This window comes from Draconibacterium mangrovi (genome assembly GCF_010586825.1).
Lineage (GTDB): Bacteria > Bacteroidota > Bacteroidia > Bacteroidales > Prolixibacteraceae > Draconibacterium > Draconibacterium mangrovi.
On sequence record NZ_JAAAGB010000001.1, the window covers coordinates 1,457,694 to 1,472,703 of the forward strand.

14 protein-coding genes are annotated in these 15,010 nt (G+C 41.0%); 4 read left to right on the top strand and 10 right to left on the bottom strand.

The window, feature by feature from the left end; all coding sequences use genetic code 11:
- Nucleotides 1–59 precede the first annotated feature (59 nt).
- The 9 genes from G4420_RS05980 to G4420_RS06020 all read right to left on the bottom strand — a co-directional run bounded on the left by G4420_RS05980 (nt 60) and on the right by G4420_RS06020 (nt 9,259).
- Nucleotides 60–800: a DUF6090 family protein gene (locus G4420_RS05980; RefSeq protein WP_163322632.1), complete on the bottom strand. Its 741-nt coding sequence runs from the start codon at nt 798–800 to the stop codon at nt 60–62.
- A 3-nt stretch (nt 801–803) separates the two neighbouring features.
- Complete coding sequence (locus G4420_RS05985) at nt 804–1,559, bottom strand: DUF6090 family protein (protein WP_163322633.1); 756 nt, start codon at nt 1,557–1,559, stop codon at nt 804–806.
- Between the two features lie 9 nt (nt 1,560–1,568).
- On the bottom strand, nt 1,569–2,339 hold the full coding sequence (locus tag G4420_RS05990) for a DUF6090 family protein (RefSeq protein WP_163322634.1): 771 nt from the start codon (nt 2,337–2,339) through the stop codon (nt 1,569–1,571).
- A gap of 3 nt (nt 2,340–2,342) precedes the next feature.
- On the bottom strand, nt 2,343–4,385 hold the full coding sequence (locus G4420_RS05995) for an alpha/beta hydrolase family protein (RefSeq protein ID WP_163322635.1): 2,043 nt from the start codon (nt 4,383–4,385) through the stop codon (nt 2,343–2,345).
- Nucleotides 4,386–4,555: 170 nt separating this feature from the next.
- Nucleotides 4,556–5,305: a DUF6090 family protein gene (locus G4420_RS06000; protein ID WP_163322636.1), complete on the bottom strand. Its 750-nt coding sequence runs from the start codon at nt 5,303–5,305 to the stop codon at nt 4,556–4,558.
- Nucleotides 5,306–5,421: 116 nt separating this feature from the next.
- Nucleotides 5,422–6,465, bottom strand: coding sequence for a DUF6090 family protein (locus G4420_RS06005; protein ID WP_163321583.1), 1,044 nt, complete (start codon nt 6,463–6,465; stop codon nt 5,422–5,424).
- A 48-nt stretch (nt 6,466–6,513) separates the two neighbouring features.
- Nucleotides 6,514–7,851, bottom strand: a complete 1,338-nt coding sequence (locus G4420_RS06010) for an MFS transporter (RefSeq protein WP_163322637.1) — start codon at nt 7,849–7,851, stop codon at nt 6,514–6,516.
- 15 nt (nt 7,852–7,866) lie between these two features.
- Nucleotides 7,867–8,373, bottom strand: coding sequence for an OsmC family protein (locus tag G4420_RS06015; RefSeq protein ID WP_163322638.1), 507 nt, complete (start codon nt 8,371–8,373; stop codon nt 7,867–7,869).
- A gap of 454 nt (nt 8,374–8,827) precedes the next feature.
- Nucleotides 8,828–9,259: a hypothetical protein gene (locus tag G4420_RS06020; protein ID WP_163322639.1), complete on the bottom strand. Its 432-nt coding sequence runs from the start codon at nt 9,257–9,259 to the stop codon at nt 8,828–8,830.
- A gap of 489 nt (nt 9,260–9,748) precedes the next feature.
- Between G4420_RS06020 and G4420_RS06025 the strand changes: the two genes are divergently transcribed.
- Together G4420_RS06025 and G4420_RS06030 are read left to right on the top strand one after the other, a co-directional pair.
- The gene (locus G4420_RS06025; RefSeq protein ID WP_163322640.1) at nt 9,749–11,296 is read left to right on the top strand and encodes an acyl-CoA dehydrogenase family protein; all 1,548 of its coding nucleotides are present in this window, start codon (nt 9,749–9,751) and stop codon (nt 11,294–11,296) included.
- Nucleotides 11,297–11,544: 248 nt separating this feature from the next.
- A complete protein-coding gene (locus tag G4420_RS06030) occupies nt 11,545–13,026 on the top strand; it encodes a B12-binding domain-containing radical SAM protein (RefSeq protein ID WP_163322641.1) in 1,482 nt (493 codons plus the stop codon).
- Nucleotides 13,027–13,338: 312 nt separating this feature from the next.
- On the opposite strand, the gene tnpA is transcribed toward G4420_RS06030, so the two are convergent.
- The gene (gene tnpA / locus G4420_RS06035; protein ID WP_163322642.1) at nt 13,339–13,797 is read right to left on the bottom strand and encodes an IS200/IS605 family transposase; all 459 of its coding nucleotides are present in this window, start codon (nt 13,795–13,797) and stop codon (nt 13,339–13,341) included.
- A 271-nt stretch (nt 13,798–14,068) separates the two neighbouring features.
- Here tnpA and G4420_RS06040 point away from each other — a divergent pair, with 271 nt between their 5' ends.
- Nucleotides 14,069–14,287, top strand: coding sequence for a Nif11-like leader peptide family natural product precursor (locus G4420_RS06040; RefSeq protein ID WP_163322643.1), 219 nt, complete (start codon nt 14,069–14,071; stop codon nt 14,285–14,287).
- A gap of 456 nt (nt 14,288–14,743) precedes the next feature.
- Entirely contained in the window at nt 14,744–14,953 is a 210-nt protein-coding gene (locus G4420_RS06045; RefSeq protein ID WP_163322644.1) for a hypothetical protein, read from the top strand.
- Nucleotides 14,954–15,010 lie beyond the last annotated feature (57 nt).

The following is a 15,010-nucleotide window of genomic DNA, read 5'->3' on the forward strand; positions in this document are numbered from 1 at the left end:
AAGTACGGCTTCCGAAGAAGAACAAAAAAGAGTAACCAATTAAAAGTTTTTCTCCTTTATCACTTTTTAGTACTGAGTTCGGCTTCTATCAAACCAAGTAACGGAATTAATCTGGTATTCACACGATCCATTCGCCGGTTAAGCGAGTATGCATAAGTCAGCTCCTGGTTCGAGAGACTTAAAAACTCATCCGACTTCATTTTTTGAAGCCCGCGTTCGTAATCTTTCCAATCGGGCTCATAACGTTCCTGCGGATTATAAGGGATCAAAGAATTTACAAATGTGGCATATTCACCTCGCAGATTATCCATATAAGTAATTGTTGTACTTATGGAAGTGTAATAGTCGATGATTTGTAACTGCAGGTGTTTGTTACGAATCAATTTTAAATTTCCGGTGCTGATAATGTCTTTATAGGTACTGGATTCTTCAAAAACAGCGGCACGGCTCAATTTCCCGCCTTTCCCAATGGAGGAAAAAAAAGCGACTGTATCATCAATTTCAACACCGTACTTCACATACTTCCGTGCCAATTCCAATCCTTTAACTTTTTCGGGGTAATCCTTCTCCCAATACACATTCAGAAACAACGAGTCCCGTTTTAATTCTTCCAGAAAATTTTCGAGGTATTCCCGCTCTTTTAACCGATCAATACGGTTTGAATTCCAATTGTTGATTTGCAGTGCGATCAAAATCCCAATAACCACCAACAAAATTTCACCAACGGCGTATCGCAGGTATTTGGCCACCCGGTTTTCGGCAGCTAGTTTGTAGCGCATTTTTGAGAAGAATCGGAACATAACTTAAGGATTTGGTGAATTGTTGTATTTATTGATGCGGACAAGAAACTCATTCGTTTTATCCAGAATTTCTTTCAGCTGATTAATCGCGTACAAATTCGTAACGTTTCGGATAGCAAGCATGGCGTTCAGGTAAACACCCAGTTCTTCAAATTCCGCCTCTGCCCAGATCGCATCAGCCAATTTCGAAACAGGAGAAATATTTCCATAGTCGGATAATGGATACTTCCTTGCGAAAGCTGTAATCTGACTGACATAGGCACCCGAATTAAGCTGGGTACGCGAAATGTTGGCATCGTGCATCTCATTGATTTGCAGAAGCTCATCCTGAATCCATGTTTCCAGTATTTTTAAACTTCCGGTTGACAATAAACTTTTAAATGTATTATCGTTGAAAGTTGCGTTGACATGAGTTCTTGGATCAAATTCAAAACGGGCAATCTGAACAAGCGTGTCGATGGTCACTTTGTTGTCCGACATTCTTTTAATAAATCCAAAAACCTTCGTTGTATCTGCTTGCAGAATCCTTAAGTTTTGGTTTATCATGAGCGTGTCCGATTTCAGATCAGAAATAATCGATTGAATCAGCAGTTGTTCCTGTATTCTTTCTTTTCGTCGCTCGTTCCAGTTATTCACCTGAACTGCAATCAAAATCCCGATAACAACCAGCAATATTTCTCCAATCGCGTAACGCAGGTATTTTGCAGCCCTGTTTTCGGCTGCCAGTTTGTAGCGCATTTTTGAAAAGAATCGGATCATTTGATTTAACTATTTTGTTTGTTCAAGTTCTTCGATTAATATTTCTGCTTCCTTATCCATGCTTTCCGAATTTTCCAGAATGTTGTAATAGATGGTTTGCATGTTATCAATTGCAGCAAAAACTTCCGGCTTTTTTATAAAAGCACGGTACTCCTCATCGCTTAGTTTATAGGCTTCAGAAACAATTTTTCTCGTTCCGTTATAACTCCGGCTCTCTCCCGCTAATGAAGCAAGGTTGCCAATTTGCTTGCGTATTTCCCATATCGATCCAAGATAGAATATCTCTCCACTGAGATCAACCGTGTGTTTATGCCAGGAATACGTTATTAAAAACTTAGACATATCATCTAAAAATTTCTTGTTCTGGATTAAGCCAATTTTACCGGTTGAAACAGCCTGGTTGTATGAGGTAAGTATGGGCTCAAAAGGCGGCATTACAAAAGCCCCCGAAAGGTAATATTGAAGCGAGTCAACCGATACGTTTGTATTATTTGTGTACGACAAAGACAGAAACCGGGAAGTTCTTTGAATACTTTGTTCAATTTCTGATTGAATGGATTCGATGCGTAAACGGGTAGCAGTAAAATCTGATATCAGCGATTGAATCAGTGCTTTTCGTTCCTTAGCCTGTTTTCTTTGTTCGTTCCAGTTATTCACCTGCACCGCAATCAAAATCCCGATTACAACCAGCAATATTTCTCCAACAGCATAACGCAGATATTTTACGGCCCTGTTTTTGGTAGCCAGTTTGTAACGCATTTTTGAAAAGAAACGAAGCATATTTTATTTGTTTCGGTAATGTTCGAACCAGCTTAAAATAGAAGCCACTTTATACGCCATACCACTTGGTTTGCTGGTTATGCCGTGCGAGGCTCCCGGAATACGAACCATGGCAGTTTCCACCTCCTGAAGTTTCAGGGCCATGTAATATTGCTCTGATTCAGGTATCGGCGTTCGTTGATCTGCTTCTCCCGTAAGTACCATGGTTGGCGTTTTAACATTACCCACCAACGACAAAGGCGAACGTCGGAAATATTCTTCAGGAATTTCCCACGGTTTATCACCAAAAACATATTTGGTAGCCCAGATTGCCAGGTCGGCATACAAGGCTTCACTTGCCCAATTGATAACGGGTTTGGCCGAAACCGCAGCTTTAAAACGATCGGTTTTACCCACAATCCAGGCGGTAAGCACTCCACCGCCGCTACCTCCGGTTACAAACAGGTTGTCGGTATCAATGTATCCGCGGTCGATAACGGCATCAACTCCCGACATCAAATCATCGTAATCGTTACCCGGATAATTGTGGTGAATCGCATTTCCGAAGGCTTCGCCATAACCGGTACTACCGCGCGGATTGGAATACAGCACTACATAACCGGCAGCTGCAAACAGTTGTATTTCGGCTGTAAATGAACTGCCGTACATCGTCCACGGGCCACCATGAATCTCAAGAATCATTGGGTATTTTTTATTCGGATCGAAGTTTGGAGGAGTAACAATCCAGCCTTGAATTTTTTGCCCGTCGTAAGATGATTCCCACCAAATCTCTTCCACATTTCCAATTTCGCGGAAGGCAAAAAGGTCGTTGTTCAGGTTGGTTAATCGTTGCGATTTTCCGTTTGCAAAAACCCCCAGATCAGCCGGGTGATCAACTGCGCCAATCGTATACGCAAAACTTCCGTTATTCGAAACACTAAAACCTCCGGCATTATACGGACGACCCAGCGAAAGTCCGCCAACTCCTTCAACAAGGGTTTCAACTTTTCCTGAAAGACTTACATAGGCAATCTTGTTATCGCCCTCATCACCATACAGAAAATACAGACCTTTGCTATCATTTTTCCAAATTACGTTTTCAACATCGCGATCGAGTTCAGCGGTCAGAATTTTTGGTTCCGAACCATCAGCGTTCATCACATAAAGTGCTGCTACCTGGTAGCCCTGAAAACGATCGTCAAAACCGGTGTAGGCAATTTTTTTCCCATCGGGAGAAACAGCCGATAAATCATCAGGTCCAAAACGGGTGGTAAGTGCAGCAATTTCACCACTTTCGAGACTAAGGCTATACACTTCTGAATTATAAGGAACCAGTTCATGATCATCATGGAGATTGGCTGTAAAATACATTGTTTTTCCATCAGCTGCCCAACTCGGAGAACTATGATCGTGTGCAGAAGTTGTCCACTGGCGCGGAGTTCCTCCATCCATTCCAATGGTAAAGATCTGACGATTTCCGGGTTTCAGAAAACCACGGCCATCAGCTTTGTAATACATTTCGTCGATATACACCGGCGGCTCGGCCCATTTGGCACCCTCAGGTTTTGAAGGCAGCTCTAGCAACGATTTCTTTTTCGAAGGTACAAACATGGTAAACGCCAGCTGACTGTCGTCTGGCGACCACTGAAACCGCCCCGGCGTTTGGCTGGTGTTGGTTAGTGCCACCATTTGTCGGGTATCGAGATACATTACATAGAGTTTCATTTTCTCATCTTGCCGGTTGGAGAGGAAAGCCACTTTGGTGCCGTCGTGCGACCACTGCGGACTTACATCGTTCTGATTTCCTTGTGTTAGCGGGCGCGGGTTAGTTCCGTCGGCATTCACAATCCAGAGATTGGCATATTTCCTGTCGGTCATAATATCCATAAAGGCACGTTGGTAGATAATTTTACTACCATCGGGCGAGATCTGCGCATCGGCAACCATTTCCATATCGAAAATGTCGTTGATCTGCAGCGGAGTTTTTAAGCTGTTTTGCGAAAATGCCGTTGAGCAAACTGCCACAAAAAGCAGAGTGAAAACAAAAAACAATGTAGATTTCTTCATGAGGTGATCTTTTATAAATTTTGTTATGAATAGTTACTTGTTTGTTTTTAAGTAAATATCGATGGTGTGAATTAACTCTGATGATTCTTCAAACATCGCTTCTGCTCAGTTTGTTATCGGCAACCAGTTTGTAGCACATTTTTGAGAAGAATCGTAGCATAAAATTTCGTTTATGTTTTCATCTGTTTCCTGATATAATTTTCCAGCGATTCTTTCACTTTCTCTGTTTCGCTTATTATAAACTCAATACGGTACCGGGCATTTTTGTAGGTATTTGAGTACAACTTTAGGCCATTAAGAAAGTCTTGATTATGAAAGGGATCTTTAATTTCTACCCTTCCAATAATCGACGCTTCCCCATTTGGCCCCACCTCAACACCGCTAAGCCAGAATTTATCTAAAAGTATTTTTGCTTCTTTGCCTGGTTGCCTATATTCATTATCAATCATCGCATTTATTCTCGGATACAGGAAATCATACAACCGAGCCAGATCTGCGCAAACAGAACCATCTGTAATCTTATCCAATCCTACAGATTTTAACGACTCGTACACACCGGGATCATAACCAAATCTTATTCCAATAGAAAGATAGGGCAGGTATTTCTGAAGCGAATCTGCAGAACTCTCATTTTTGCCCATTAAACGATAAAGGTTTGAAACCCCGAATTCCATGGAATCAAGGCGACCTAATAACATGTGGTAGATCCCCAAATCGTTATCAAGCGATATCACTAAATCACTTATTATTTTATGTTCGTAGATATGAATTTTTCGCTGCTCGTTCCAGTTGTTAATCTGCAGGGCAATTACAATCCCAATTACCACCAGCAAAATTTCACCAACAGCGTAACGCATGTATTTTGCAGCCCTGTTTTCGGCGGCCAGTTTGTAGCGCATTTTTGAGAAGAAACGGAGCATGATCTTGAGTTAAGTTTCAACTAATAACTTTAACAACGGCTTAAATGTTCAGTAACAATCTAAATACCAGCGAATAGATAACAAACAGTTCAATCCTGCAGGATATATACTGCGTTTTAATCCACCTGTTTATCCAATAACAAAAATCCGTTTCTTACCGGATAATACACCCTTTCGCAATCATCCCCCACTTGAATATATTCCTGGTCATTTATAGAGATTATCCTGCGAGATTCAGGATTTACCCTTGTTCTTATATTCTCGTTATTCTCTCTGTTGATTTTGTGTAATAGTACTTCTTTGGAAGATGGATTATAAACAATAAATACATTCCTGAAACCGATGAAATCAGGCTCGACCTGGCTTACTAAATCACAATCAAAACTCTTGAATGGAATTAATCCTCTGTCGGTAAGAAAGCTACCAAAATCAACATTGCTTTTCCCTTTATGCTGCAGATCCCACAGTAGCACAAGAGACATATTTCTGATGGTTGAAGCACCATAAAAATTTTCATTAAGCTGAAAGTTTAAATAATGAATAACCTTATTTCTGAAAATTTGATTGTTCTGTATATAGTTCTCCCTTTTTTCATTTGCGATACTATCTGTATCATAAAACCAGGGCAATTCATCCGAAAATTCTTTAAATCTTTGCAGACTCAGCTCTGTAGCTTTCGCCTCCCACTCCTGTCGCTGTACAATATTCTTTTTTAGATTTTTAGCAATAAAAAGAGTGAATTTATCGTTAGGCAACAGCCTTTTTTCAAGTGCAATTAAAGCATTTAAGTTCTCGGTCTGCAGATCATGTACATAGGTGTCGAAAATACCAAACTTGCCATAGAAAGAACCAAATCCATACTTTAGATCTCTGAGTGTCTTTTGGGTTTCAAGTTCATACAACACATCGCTTAATTCATAGCCCACATTTAGCAAATAACTGGTTGAAGAAATATTGTTTTCCAACTCTTGTTCCAACGACTTCTTAGTTTCTTCAATATCGTTTTGAATTTTGCGTTGTTCGTTCCAGTTATTTACCTGTAATGCGATTAGTATACCGATTACCACTAATAGAATTTCGCCAATGGCGTAACGCATATATTTGGCGGCCCGGTTTTCGGCAGCAAGTTTGTAGCGCATTTTTGAAAAGAATCGGAGCATAATCAATTCATTTATTTTTAATGGCAATTCTGCATTGGTAACGTCAGATCACCCGTATTTGATTTCAAGTTTCTCCATCTTATTTTTGTGTCTTTTAAAACTGACAAATGGTATTATTGCCAATACAACCACCATAAAAATCAGGTAGAACACAAATACCTGTTGCCAGTTTAAATAAACTTTTGCTTCGCCCATTATCCAGGCACCTGCCGACATTCCCAGATTGGCAATTGCCATATAAAGCGTAAACTGGGTGGCTGCAACGCGTTTCCAGCACAGTTGCATGGCCACAGCCAAAATCGCAATTGTTATAAAAGTATCGAGAATGGCAAAAACACCAATAAAGCCTATTATAAAAGTATCGTTGCTCCAATATTGAGGTAATAACGACATTACCATCATCAAGGTAATAAGCCCTAACACATAAAATACGATCATCCTTATTTTTCCGAAGATGTCGATCATTGCACCACCCACAAACATGCCCATAATACCTCCAACGAAAGCGGTTATCGAAAAAACATGTGAATAGCGGGCATCGCTCCAGCCCAGTTCCTGCACGGCAAAAATCGGCAGAAGCGTAGTAACATAAGCCGATGCTATCCGATAAACAAAAACGGCAACTCCCAGGATCAGACTCACGGGCAAACTAAAAGCCCTAAGCAAACTTTTTAGAATAAGCCTCCAGCTGTTGAGTTGAATCTTTTTTGCTTCGGGAGAAGCACTTCCGGCTGTCCATGGAGTAAGCTTTTCTCCGCGACGTTCTGTTAAGAGCAAAGGAAAAAGCATGATTGCCGAAATGACTATACCAAATAAATTCATGGCAATCATAAAACTATAATTGGTAAACAGCCAGCTGGTAACGGCAACAGTAGCTGAAATACTTGCAGCTTTGGCACCCCACATTAAACCATTGGCCCGGGCCTGTTGATCTTCCGGCAAAATGTCGATAGCCAGACTATCGATGGAAATATCCTGGAAAATACTGGCTAAACTGCTCATAAAACCGGCAATCATTAGAACAGACATACGGTTTAGTGGATCAGTTATAACTGCCAATAAAAGAAAACTGGCTACCAATCCCGCCTGACCAAACAAAATCCAAGGCCTGCGTCGGCCCATAGGCAAATACGTAAAGCGGTCCATTAAGGGAGCTGCAATAATTTTAAAACTCCATGGCAAACCCACTATGGCAATAAAACTGCCTATTTCGGCCGGAGTTTTTCCGTTTGCTGCCATCCATGCCGGCATTGCGAACATAAATAACCCGTTTGGAATACCCTGTGCGAAATACAAAGCTGCAAAGGTGACGTAGCGTAGAAAGGCGCTATCTGCCAAAGCCGGCAAACGTCTGTTGGAAGTCAAATCTTTTACTAATTGCAGCATAGGCTTACTTATTTGTTAGGAGGTAATAATTTCAGAATCAACAGGAGTTGCAGAAGTAATCGTCTGTAAAACCACACAATATCGTTCGGTTAATTTTAGCAGGGTTTTCTTTTTCTCCTCATCGGCATCGCAATCCAGCTCAAACATTAACCGGATGTTTCGAAATCCTACCGGCACTTCTTTCGAAACGGCGAGTGTACCTTTAAAATCTAGGTCGCCTTCGGCTTTTACCGTTCCGCTTCGGAGTTCTATTCCAATGGCAGTAGCTACCGAACGAAGTGTAACACCGGCACACGAAACCAGGGCTTCCAGCAATAAATCGCCCGAACAGGCCAGTGAACCGTCACCGCCCGTAGCAGGATGAAGTCCGGCTTCGACAAGTGCCCTTCCGGTTTCAACTTTACAAGAAATTCCTTCTCCAATTTTACCTTCCGCCTTAAGCGTGACAACTGCCGAATCGGGTTCGATTTTGTATTTATCTTTCAGGGGCGCCTGTATTGCTCTTAGTTCTTCGGAATTCATAATCACTAAGTTAAATTCGTTGATTTATTGACTGCTACTCAAATTATTTATCAGGGCTATTCTATCATTTCGGGAAAAATATTTGAGGTATTGCACAAGCCAAGCAAAAAGGAAAATGGTAATAAGATGATGAGTAATCTTAATCCACCCGGATGGTTTGTTGAGTATCTTCATGTTTTTTCAATTGTTGGTTGCTTTTCGAAGAAGACAAATCTTATTTAAGACATGAAAGTCTCAATTATAACCACAGGCAGGCAATTTTGTTTAAACCACTGGATAAAAGACAGTTTCACAAACCAAAACACCAATAAAACGGTGTGTATAAAACAAAGGCTCCGGGCGACGCCACGCCACCCGAAGCCTTCTAAATCCGCAGTATCGTCATTAAAAGTTTGTTATGTAATGTATCGTGCTCAACGAACGCTGCGGATGAATTAACAGGATATTCTCAAAATTATTTCACCCGTACATATTTCTCCATTCGATAATTGTCTTTGTCGTAGCTCCAGTCTACATTTACAGGGTTAATCTGAATCAGCGTATCGCCTTTAAACTCCAAAAGCAATCGTTCGTCTGTTCCCATATAATCCTCCGAAATATGAAAAGTAATATGTTCCGTATAGTGATTTCCATTAAGCGTATAAGTTCCGCTGCCATAATTAGGAGTGGTAGTGCCGTCGGAAATAAATTTACCCACAAACATAAAATATTCGCCCGACCAGCTTTTTAGTTGTTCCCCTTCAGCATTTCCGGGAATGGTCCAGGCAATTTCACCATCAACAATACTTTTATATTCAACCAATTTCCAGGTACCCTGCAGCTGATCGTGGTTTGCAGTGCAGGCAAATAGCAAAGCGGCAGCAAATAACAGAATTCGATTTTTCATGCTAATTTATTTTAGTAAATGCCAGGTACTAACAAGCAGGTAACCAGTTGTTTTGTTTTTTTTTATCTCAAAAAACCGATCAAACACCAAAGAGAATGATTCAGATACAGTCTTTTCATGAATTGAATTTTGGTTAAAATGGATCAGGATAATTATAGAAAAGGGATCTCCGGCTTTTGAAAATTGTTTTGCTACTGCAACCAGCCTTAGGTTTTCAGCTCTTATCACCAAAACAATCGGGGCATGACACGAATGTCGTTTTTGTACCTGTGTGCTAAAGTGTCAACATTTTCGTCCATGCAAAACAGGAACAAAAAGTTACGAAAAAACACTTAGATACGCAATAGAGCTTACTGTTGGGACTCGTTCGACTTTCAAAAATTTCGATCCTAATTCAGCAAAGAATGTTTTTGGGCAGAACAATATGGAGCCGATTTCGTTTAAGTAAATCCGTGGCGCTAAAAGCCACTATCATTATAAATTGAATTTATGCAAGTAGCTACAACCGGGACAACACCGGTTTCCAATAACAATCAAACCTCATCTATCCCGTTTTCAGAATTTTTAGAAAACCTGAAAGTAAAAATGAAACAGGTTTTTCATGTACGGGCCGATATCGATCAACTGAGTTTAAAACGCGGACTTCCACCGTTTGTAATGCGCGAAATTATGTCGGCAAATCCACTTTCGGTGGGTATTCCAACACAATATGGCGGACGCGGTGGAGTAATGAAAGAAAACATAGGCCTGCTGGCAGCAGCATCCTACGAGTCGCTGGCACTGTCGTTAACCTTTGGAATTAACTCGGCTTTGTTTCTGCAGCCTTTTGGAAAATTTGGACAAGATGAGGTAAAAGCAAACGTTTTTAATCGCTTTTTAAACGATAAAGCCATGGGCGGTTTAATGATTACCGAACCGGATTATGGCAGCGATGCCTTAAACATGCAAACGTCGTACACTGAGTCGGAGTCGAAATACCACCTGAAAGGAAAAAAACACTGGGCAGGATTAACCGGTTGGGCCGACTTTTGGTTGCTTTCGGCACGTCAGCAGTCAAAATCGGAGAAACTGCAGCGCGACATCGACTTCTTTTTATGCGATGTAACCGCTCCCGGACAAAATATTGTGGTGGAAGAGTTTTTCGAGAACCTGGGTTTGTATGCCATCCCCTACGGACGAAACCGTATTGATGTGCAACTGCCGCAAACGCATAAACTGGTGCCCGAAACAACGGGTGTTAAAATGATGCTCGACCTGTTACACCGAAGCCGTATGCAGTTCCCCGGAATGGGCATGGGCTTTATTCAGCGTATGCTCGACGAGGCATTAACACACTGCAAAGAACGAATGGTGGGCGGAAAAAGCCTGTTTAACTACGACCGCGTGCAACATCGTTTATCGAAACTGCAGGCTTCGTATACCATCTGCTCGGCCATGTGTGCCAACAGTAGCGAAAAAGCGGGGCTGGATGTCGACCTGTCGTCGCAGGGAATGGAAGCCAACGCCGTAAAAAGTGTGATTACCGATATAATGCAGGAAGCTGCCCAATCGGTGGTTCAGCTGGTGGGTGCAAAGGCGTATAAACTCAATCATATTGCCGGACGAGGAACTGCCGACAGCCGTCCGTTTCAGATCTTTGAAGGATCGAATGATATTCTTTACGCACAAATTTCGGAGGGGCTGGTAAAAATGATGAAACGCGCCAAAGAGCGTAACCTGTTTCAGTTTTTGAAAGGTTACGACCTGACCGATAAAGCAGTGCATTTTGTAAAAAACCAGGTTGATTTTAATCTTGACCTTCAGATACCACAGCGCAAGCTTGTTGAGATGGGCAAAATCATTGGCCGCGTAATTTCGCTGAACCAGGTTTTAGACCTCTCGGAGAAAGGATTTAACAAAGAGCTGATCGATGGTAGTGTGGCATTCCTGCAACAGGAGATCACCAAATTGATGTCGGCCTTTAACTTTAAAAACGAAGAAAAAGTGGTTGATGGCTACGACGAGAACACCTCGTGGCTGAATTTTGTGGCCGGATAACGGTGTAAAAGTTCACCATCTTTAAGACGTAAAAAATAAGACAACAAACAAAAAATAGCCCTTTCAACACCACCATACTCCTTAAAAAGACACGGGTTAGGGAAAACTGCCGTTCGCCCCTCATAAACGACAGTTTTCCCTAAATTCCTTTATCGGTCACTATTCCCGGCCTCTAATCCCATTAACTTTTTATTCCGGATCATCGTTACGAACTTTACAATTACGCAATCAAAAAAAAACAGTCGACGATGAAAATATTACTGGTATACCCGGAATACCCCGATACATTTTGGAGTTTTAAATATGCCCTGAAATTTGTTTCCAAAAAAGCCGCCTACCCGCCACTGGGGTTAATTACTGTGGCTTCGTTGTTACCCAAACATTGGGAAACAAAACTGGTTGACATGAATATTGAAAAACTACATTCATCAGACCTGGTCTGGGCCGATTATGTTTTTCTCAGTGCGATGAACACCCAGATTCTGTCGGCAATAACGGTAATAGCACGTTGCAATCACCTGAATATTCCGGTTGTTGCCGGCGGGCCAATGTTTACTGCCGATTATAAGAAGTTCAGCAATGTAAACCACCTGGTATTAAACGAAGCAGAAATTACCTTGCCTCGTTTCCTTAAAGATCTGGAAAACGGTACCCCAAAACACCTGTACCAAACCGAACAGTTTGCCACCATGAAGGATTCGCCGGTACCCGATTATTCGCTGGTTAAGCTGAATAAATACACATCACAATCTATCCAGTTTTCGCGCGGATGCCCGTTTAATTGTGAATTTTGCGACATTACAGCATTACTGGGTCACCAATGCCGGCTAAAACCTACCCAACAGATTATTACCGAATTACAAAATCTCTACGATCAAAACTTCCGGGGTTCGGTATTTTTTGTTGACGACAATTTTATCGGGAATAAAAAGCGCATAAAAACACAACTGCTTCCGGCCATTATTACCTGGATGGAGCAACACAATTATCCTTTTCATTTCACCACCGAAGCATCGATAAACCTTTCGGACGACGAAGAGTTAATGAACTTAATGACACAGGCCGGTTTCCTGAGCGTTTTTATTGGCATAGAAACGCCCGAGGAAATGTCGCTGAACGAATGCAACAAAGTGCAAAACAAAAACCGAAACCTCATCGACAGTGTAAAAAAAGTGCAAAAAGCCGGCATGGAAGTATTGGGCGGTTTTATTATTGGTTTCGACAGCGATACACCCAATATTTTCCAGCGACAAATACAGTTTATCCAGGAAAGCGGAATCATTTCGGCAATGGTTGGTTTGCTGAACGCACCAACCAAATCTCAGCTGTACAAAAGACTACAATCCGAAGGGCGGATTCTTGATGACTGGGATGGCGATAATACCAGCAATGCCATGAATTTTATACCGAAAATGGACAGCGAAAAGCTCCGGAATGGATTTAACCAGGTTATTCGGGGCATATACAGTGGCAAAGCATTTTACGAGCGGGTAAAAAATTTTCTGAAAGACTTCGAGCCAAAGGTAAAATCTAAAAACAAAATGAATGCTACCAAATTAAAAGCATTCTTCAGGTCGGTTTTTATTATTGGTATTCTCGACCGCGACCGGAAATACTACTGGAAACTGTTTTTCTGGAGTTTGATCCACCGCCGCGACATGTTTCCAATGGCGATAACCTATGCCGTATACGGTTACCATTTTAAACGATCGTATACAAAGATCTTTTAGGTGTTTATAGTTGATTTAAACTCATTCACACATTCTGGATGATACCTATATTCCGTCCCTATGGGTCTGTGAATTGTTTCGTACCTGCGGCACTACCGATATTTCACATCTACGATGCTACCGGCATATCGTCCCTCCGGGACTTTTATATTTTATCCTATTCTTGATATTGTTCCTCAAGAATAGCATTGTAGTGACGGAAAATTGCTAAAAATATAATACACATTCAAGGCAGTCCCGGAGGGACGAAAAGTCGGTAAAAGCAGCAAACATCTGCTGCAGAAGTGCCGTAGGTACGAAACAAAACCAGGGTTATACTGGCCTAAAAATATACCGCTCATCAAAAGGAATATCAAAATCCTCTAGAAACTTTATGTATTCTTCGGTAAACGATTTTGTTTTATGATGTTCTTTCTGATTTTCGATATAATCAACTACCTGGCTAATTTGCGATCTACTATACGAAAAAGCACCAAATCCTTCCTGCCACGAAAATCTCCCCGAAACAAAATTATTTTGATTGATCCATTTTGAAGAATTGGCTTTTACATCCTGCACCAGTGACGAAAGAGACTGGTTGGGTCTCAATCCAAAAAAGATATGGAGGTGATCGGACATTCCGTTTATGGCCAACAATTTATGTCCGTTGTTTTGGATAATACCAGTTATGTATCGATACAAATCGGTTTCCCATTGGGGACGAATAACACACAATCGGTTTTGAACTGAAAAGACGGCCTGAACATGAATTTGGGTGTATGTGTTTGCCATAACATTTGTGTTTTATGTATTTAAAATTACAAAATGTCAATTAATTGTTTCGTACCTAAGGCACTTTTGTTTTCTGATTAATTTTTTTCTACTGGGATTTCGTCCCTCTGCGACTGACAGGAAGGTAAGGAACCCCCGACTACAATATCAAATTGTTAACTCAAAACAATTTTTCAATTACTTTTTGACATCATATTGGGATTTATAGCGATTATTAGCAATTAAAACCATTGTTATAATTTCATTTTATTAATCAATTAATTGAATAACCATGTCAAAGGAAAGAGTTTTTGAGTTTCTGGATAAAGGTGCTGATGACCGTCAGTTTCGTGTTAAGTACGACAACTGCTTCTCGATGGAGGAATTTTGTAAAATGGCCGCTGAAGACGGATTTGAGTTTTCTGTTGATGACTTAAAAGCTGCGTTACGCGAAAACGGCGACGATTTTGACTCATACGGTAATCCGCCCAAAAAAGGAATCTGGGTATAAGTTTTGCCACCGATGAGCCCGGATTGCTTCAAGCATCAGAAGAAGCAATTTACTCTTGAACCACGTAAGGCCCCAGCCGTAACAAGATTTTTTCGGTCTCCGTCATCTGGTCACAACTTCCAACAAAAAAGAGGCATACAGGGTACGCCTCTTTCTAATCCATTTTGTTGTAAAGAATTATATGCTATGGATCGTCAAAATGTTTTTATGGTAATCGCAAAAACAAGCATGATGCCAACTCAGGCAGAAGAAATAAAGCTCACTCTAACAGGGGCTTAAGCACTTAAGCGATATCGATTAAATTATCAAAACGAAAATATTCTTATCATATTGATAATTTCATACAACCCCGGACTCTTTGATTTTCAAAACATTCTGGTTACGCAATCTGAACATTAAACTTCATTTGCCACATTAATTCCTTACATTTGAGGGTAACACTGAAAGCCGTAAAACATGGAAGAAAAGAAGAAGCCTACAGAAATGGAAAACACTCCCGAACAAAAGAAAGACCAAAACTGGATTGAAAAAACAGAAGCCAAAATAGACGAAGCGGCCGAAAAAATTCACCAAAGCGAAGCCTACCGCAAAGCCGATAAAAGAATGGAAGACGCCACCAAAAAGCTCTTTTGTAAAGCGGGGCGTTTGTGGGGGAAACTAAAATAACTGTTAGAACCACGCGAAAGGGTTCGCGTGCTTACTATTTTACTACAATAACATCAT

Excerpts from the sequence above, each read along its gene's own strand:
- G4420_RS05980 (WP_163322632.1), bottom strand. The coding sequence starts at position 800 with ATGTTCCGATTCTTCTCAAAAATGCGCTACAAACTAGCTGCCGAAAAC.
- G4420_RS05985 (WP_163322633.1), bottom strand. The coding sequence starts at position 1,559 with ATGATCCGATTCTTTTCAAAAATGCGCTACAAACTGGCAGCCGAAAAC.
- G4420_RS05990 (WP_163322634.1), bottom strand. The coding sequence starts at position 2,339 with ATGCTTCGTTTCTTTTCAAAAATGCGTTACAAACTGGCTACCAAAAAC.
- G4420_RS05995 (WP_163322635.1), bottom strand. The coding sequence starts at position 4,385 with ATGAAGAAATCTACATTGTTTTTTGTTTTCACTCTGCTTTTTGTGGCA.
- G4420_RS06000 (WP_163322636.1), bottom strand. The coding sequence starts at position 5,305 with ATGCTCCGTTTCTTCTCAAAAATGCGCTACAAACTGGCCGCCGAAAAC.
- G4420_RS06005 (WP_163321583.1), bottom strand. The coding sequence starts at position 6,465 with ATGCTCCGATTCTTTTCAAAAATGCGCTACAAACTTGCTGCCGAAAAC.
- G4420_RS06010 (WP_163322637.1), bottom strand. The coding sequence starts at position 7,851 with ATGCTGCAATTAGTAAAAGATTTGACTTCCAACAGACGTTTGCCGGCT.
- G4420_RS06015 (WP_163322638.1), bottom strand. The coding sequence starts at position 8,373 with ATGAATTCCGAAGAACTAAGAGCAATACAGGCGCCCCTGAAAGATAAA.
- G4420_RS06020 (WP_163322639.1), bottom strand. The coding sequence starts at position 9,259 with ATGAAAAATCGAATTCTGTTATTTGCTGCCGCTTTGCTATTTGCCTGC.
- G4420_RS06025 (WP_163322640.1), top strand. The coding sequence starts at position 9,749 with ATGCAAGTAGCTACAACCGGGACAACACCGGTTTCCAATAACAATCAA.
- G4420_RS06030 (WP_163322641.1), top strand. The coding sequence starts at position 11,545 with ATGAAAATATTACTGGTATACCCGGAATACCCCGATACATTTTGGAGT.
- tnpA (WP_163322642.1), bottom strand. The coding sequence starts at position 13,797 with ATGGCAAACACATACACCCAAATTCATGTTCAGGCCGTCTTTTCAGTT.
- G4420_RS06040 (WP_163322643.1), top strand. The coding sequence starts at position 14,069 with ATGTCAAAGGAAAGAGTTTTTGAGTTTCTGGATAAAGGTGCTGATGAC.
- G4420_RS06045 (WP_163322644.1), top strand. The coding sequence starts at position 14,744 with ATGGAAGAAAAGAAGAAGCCTACAGAAATGGAAAACACTCCCGAACAA.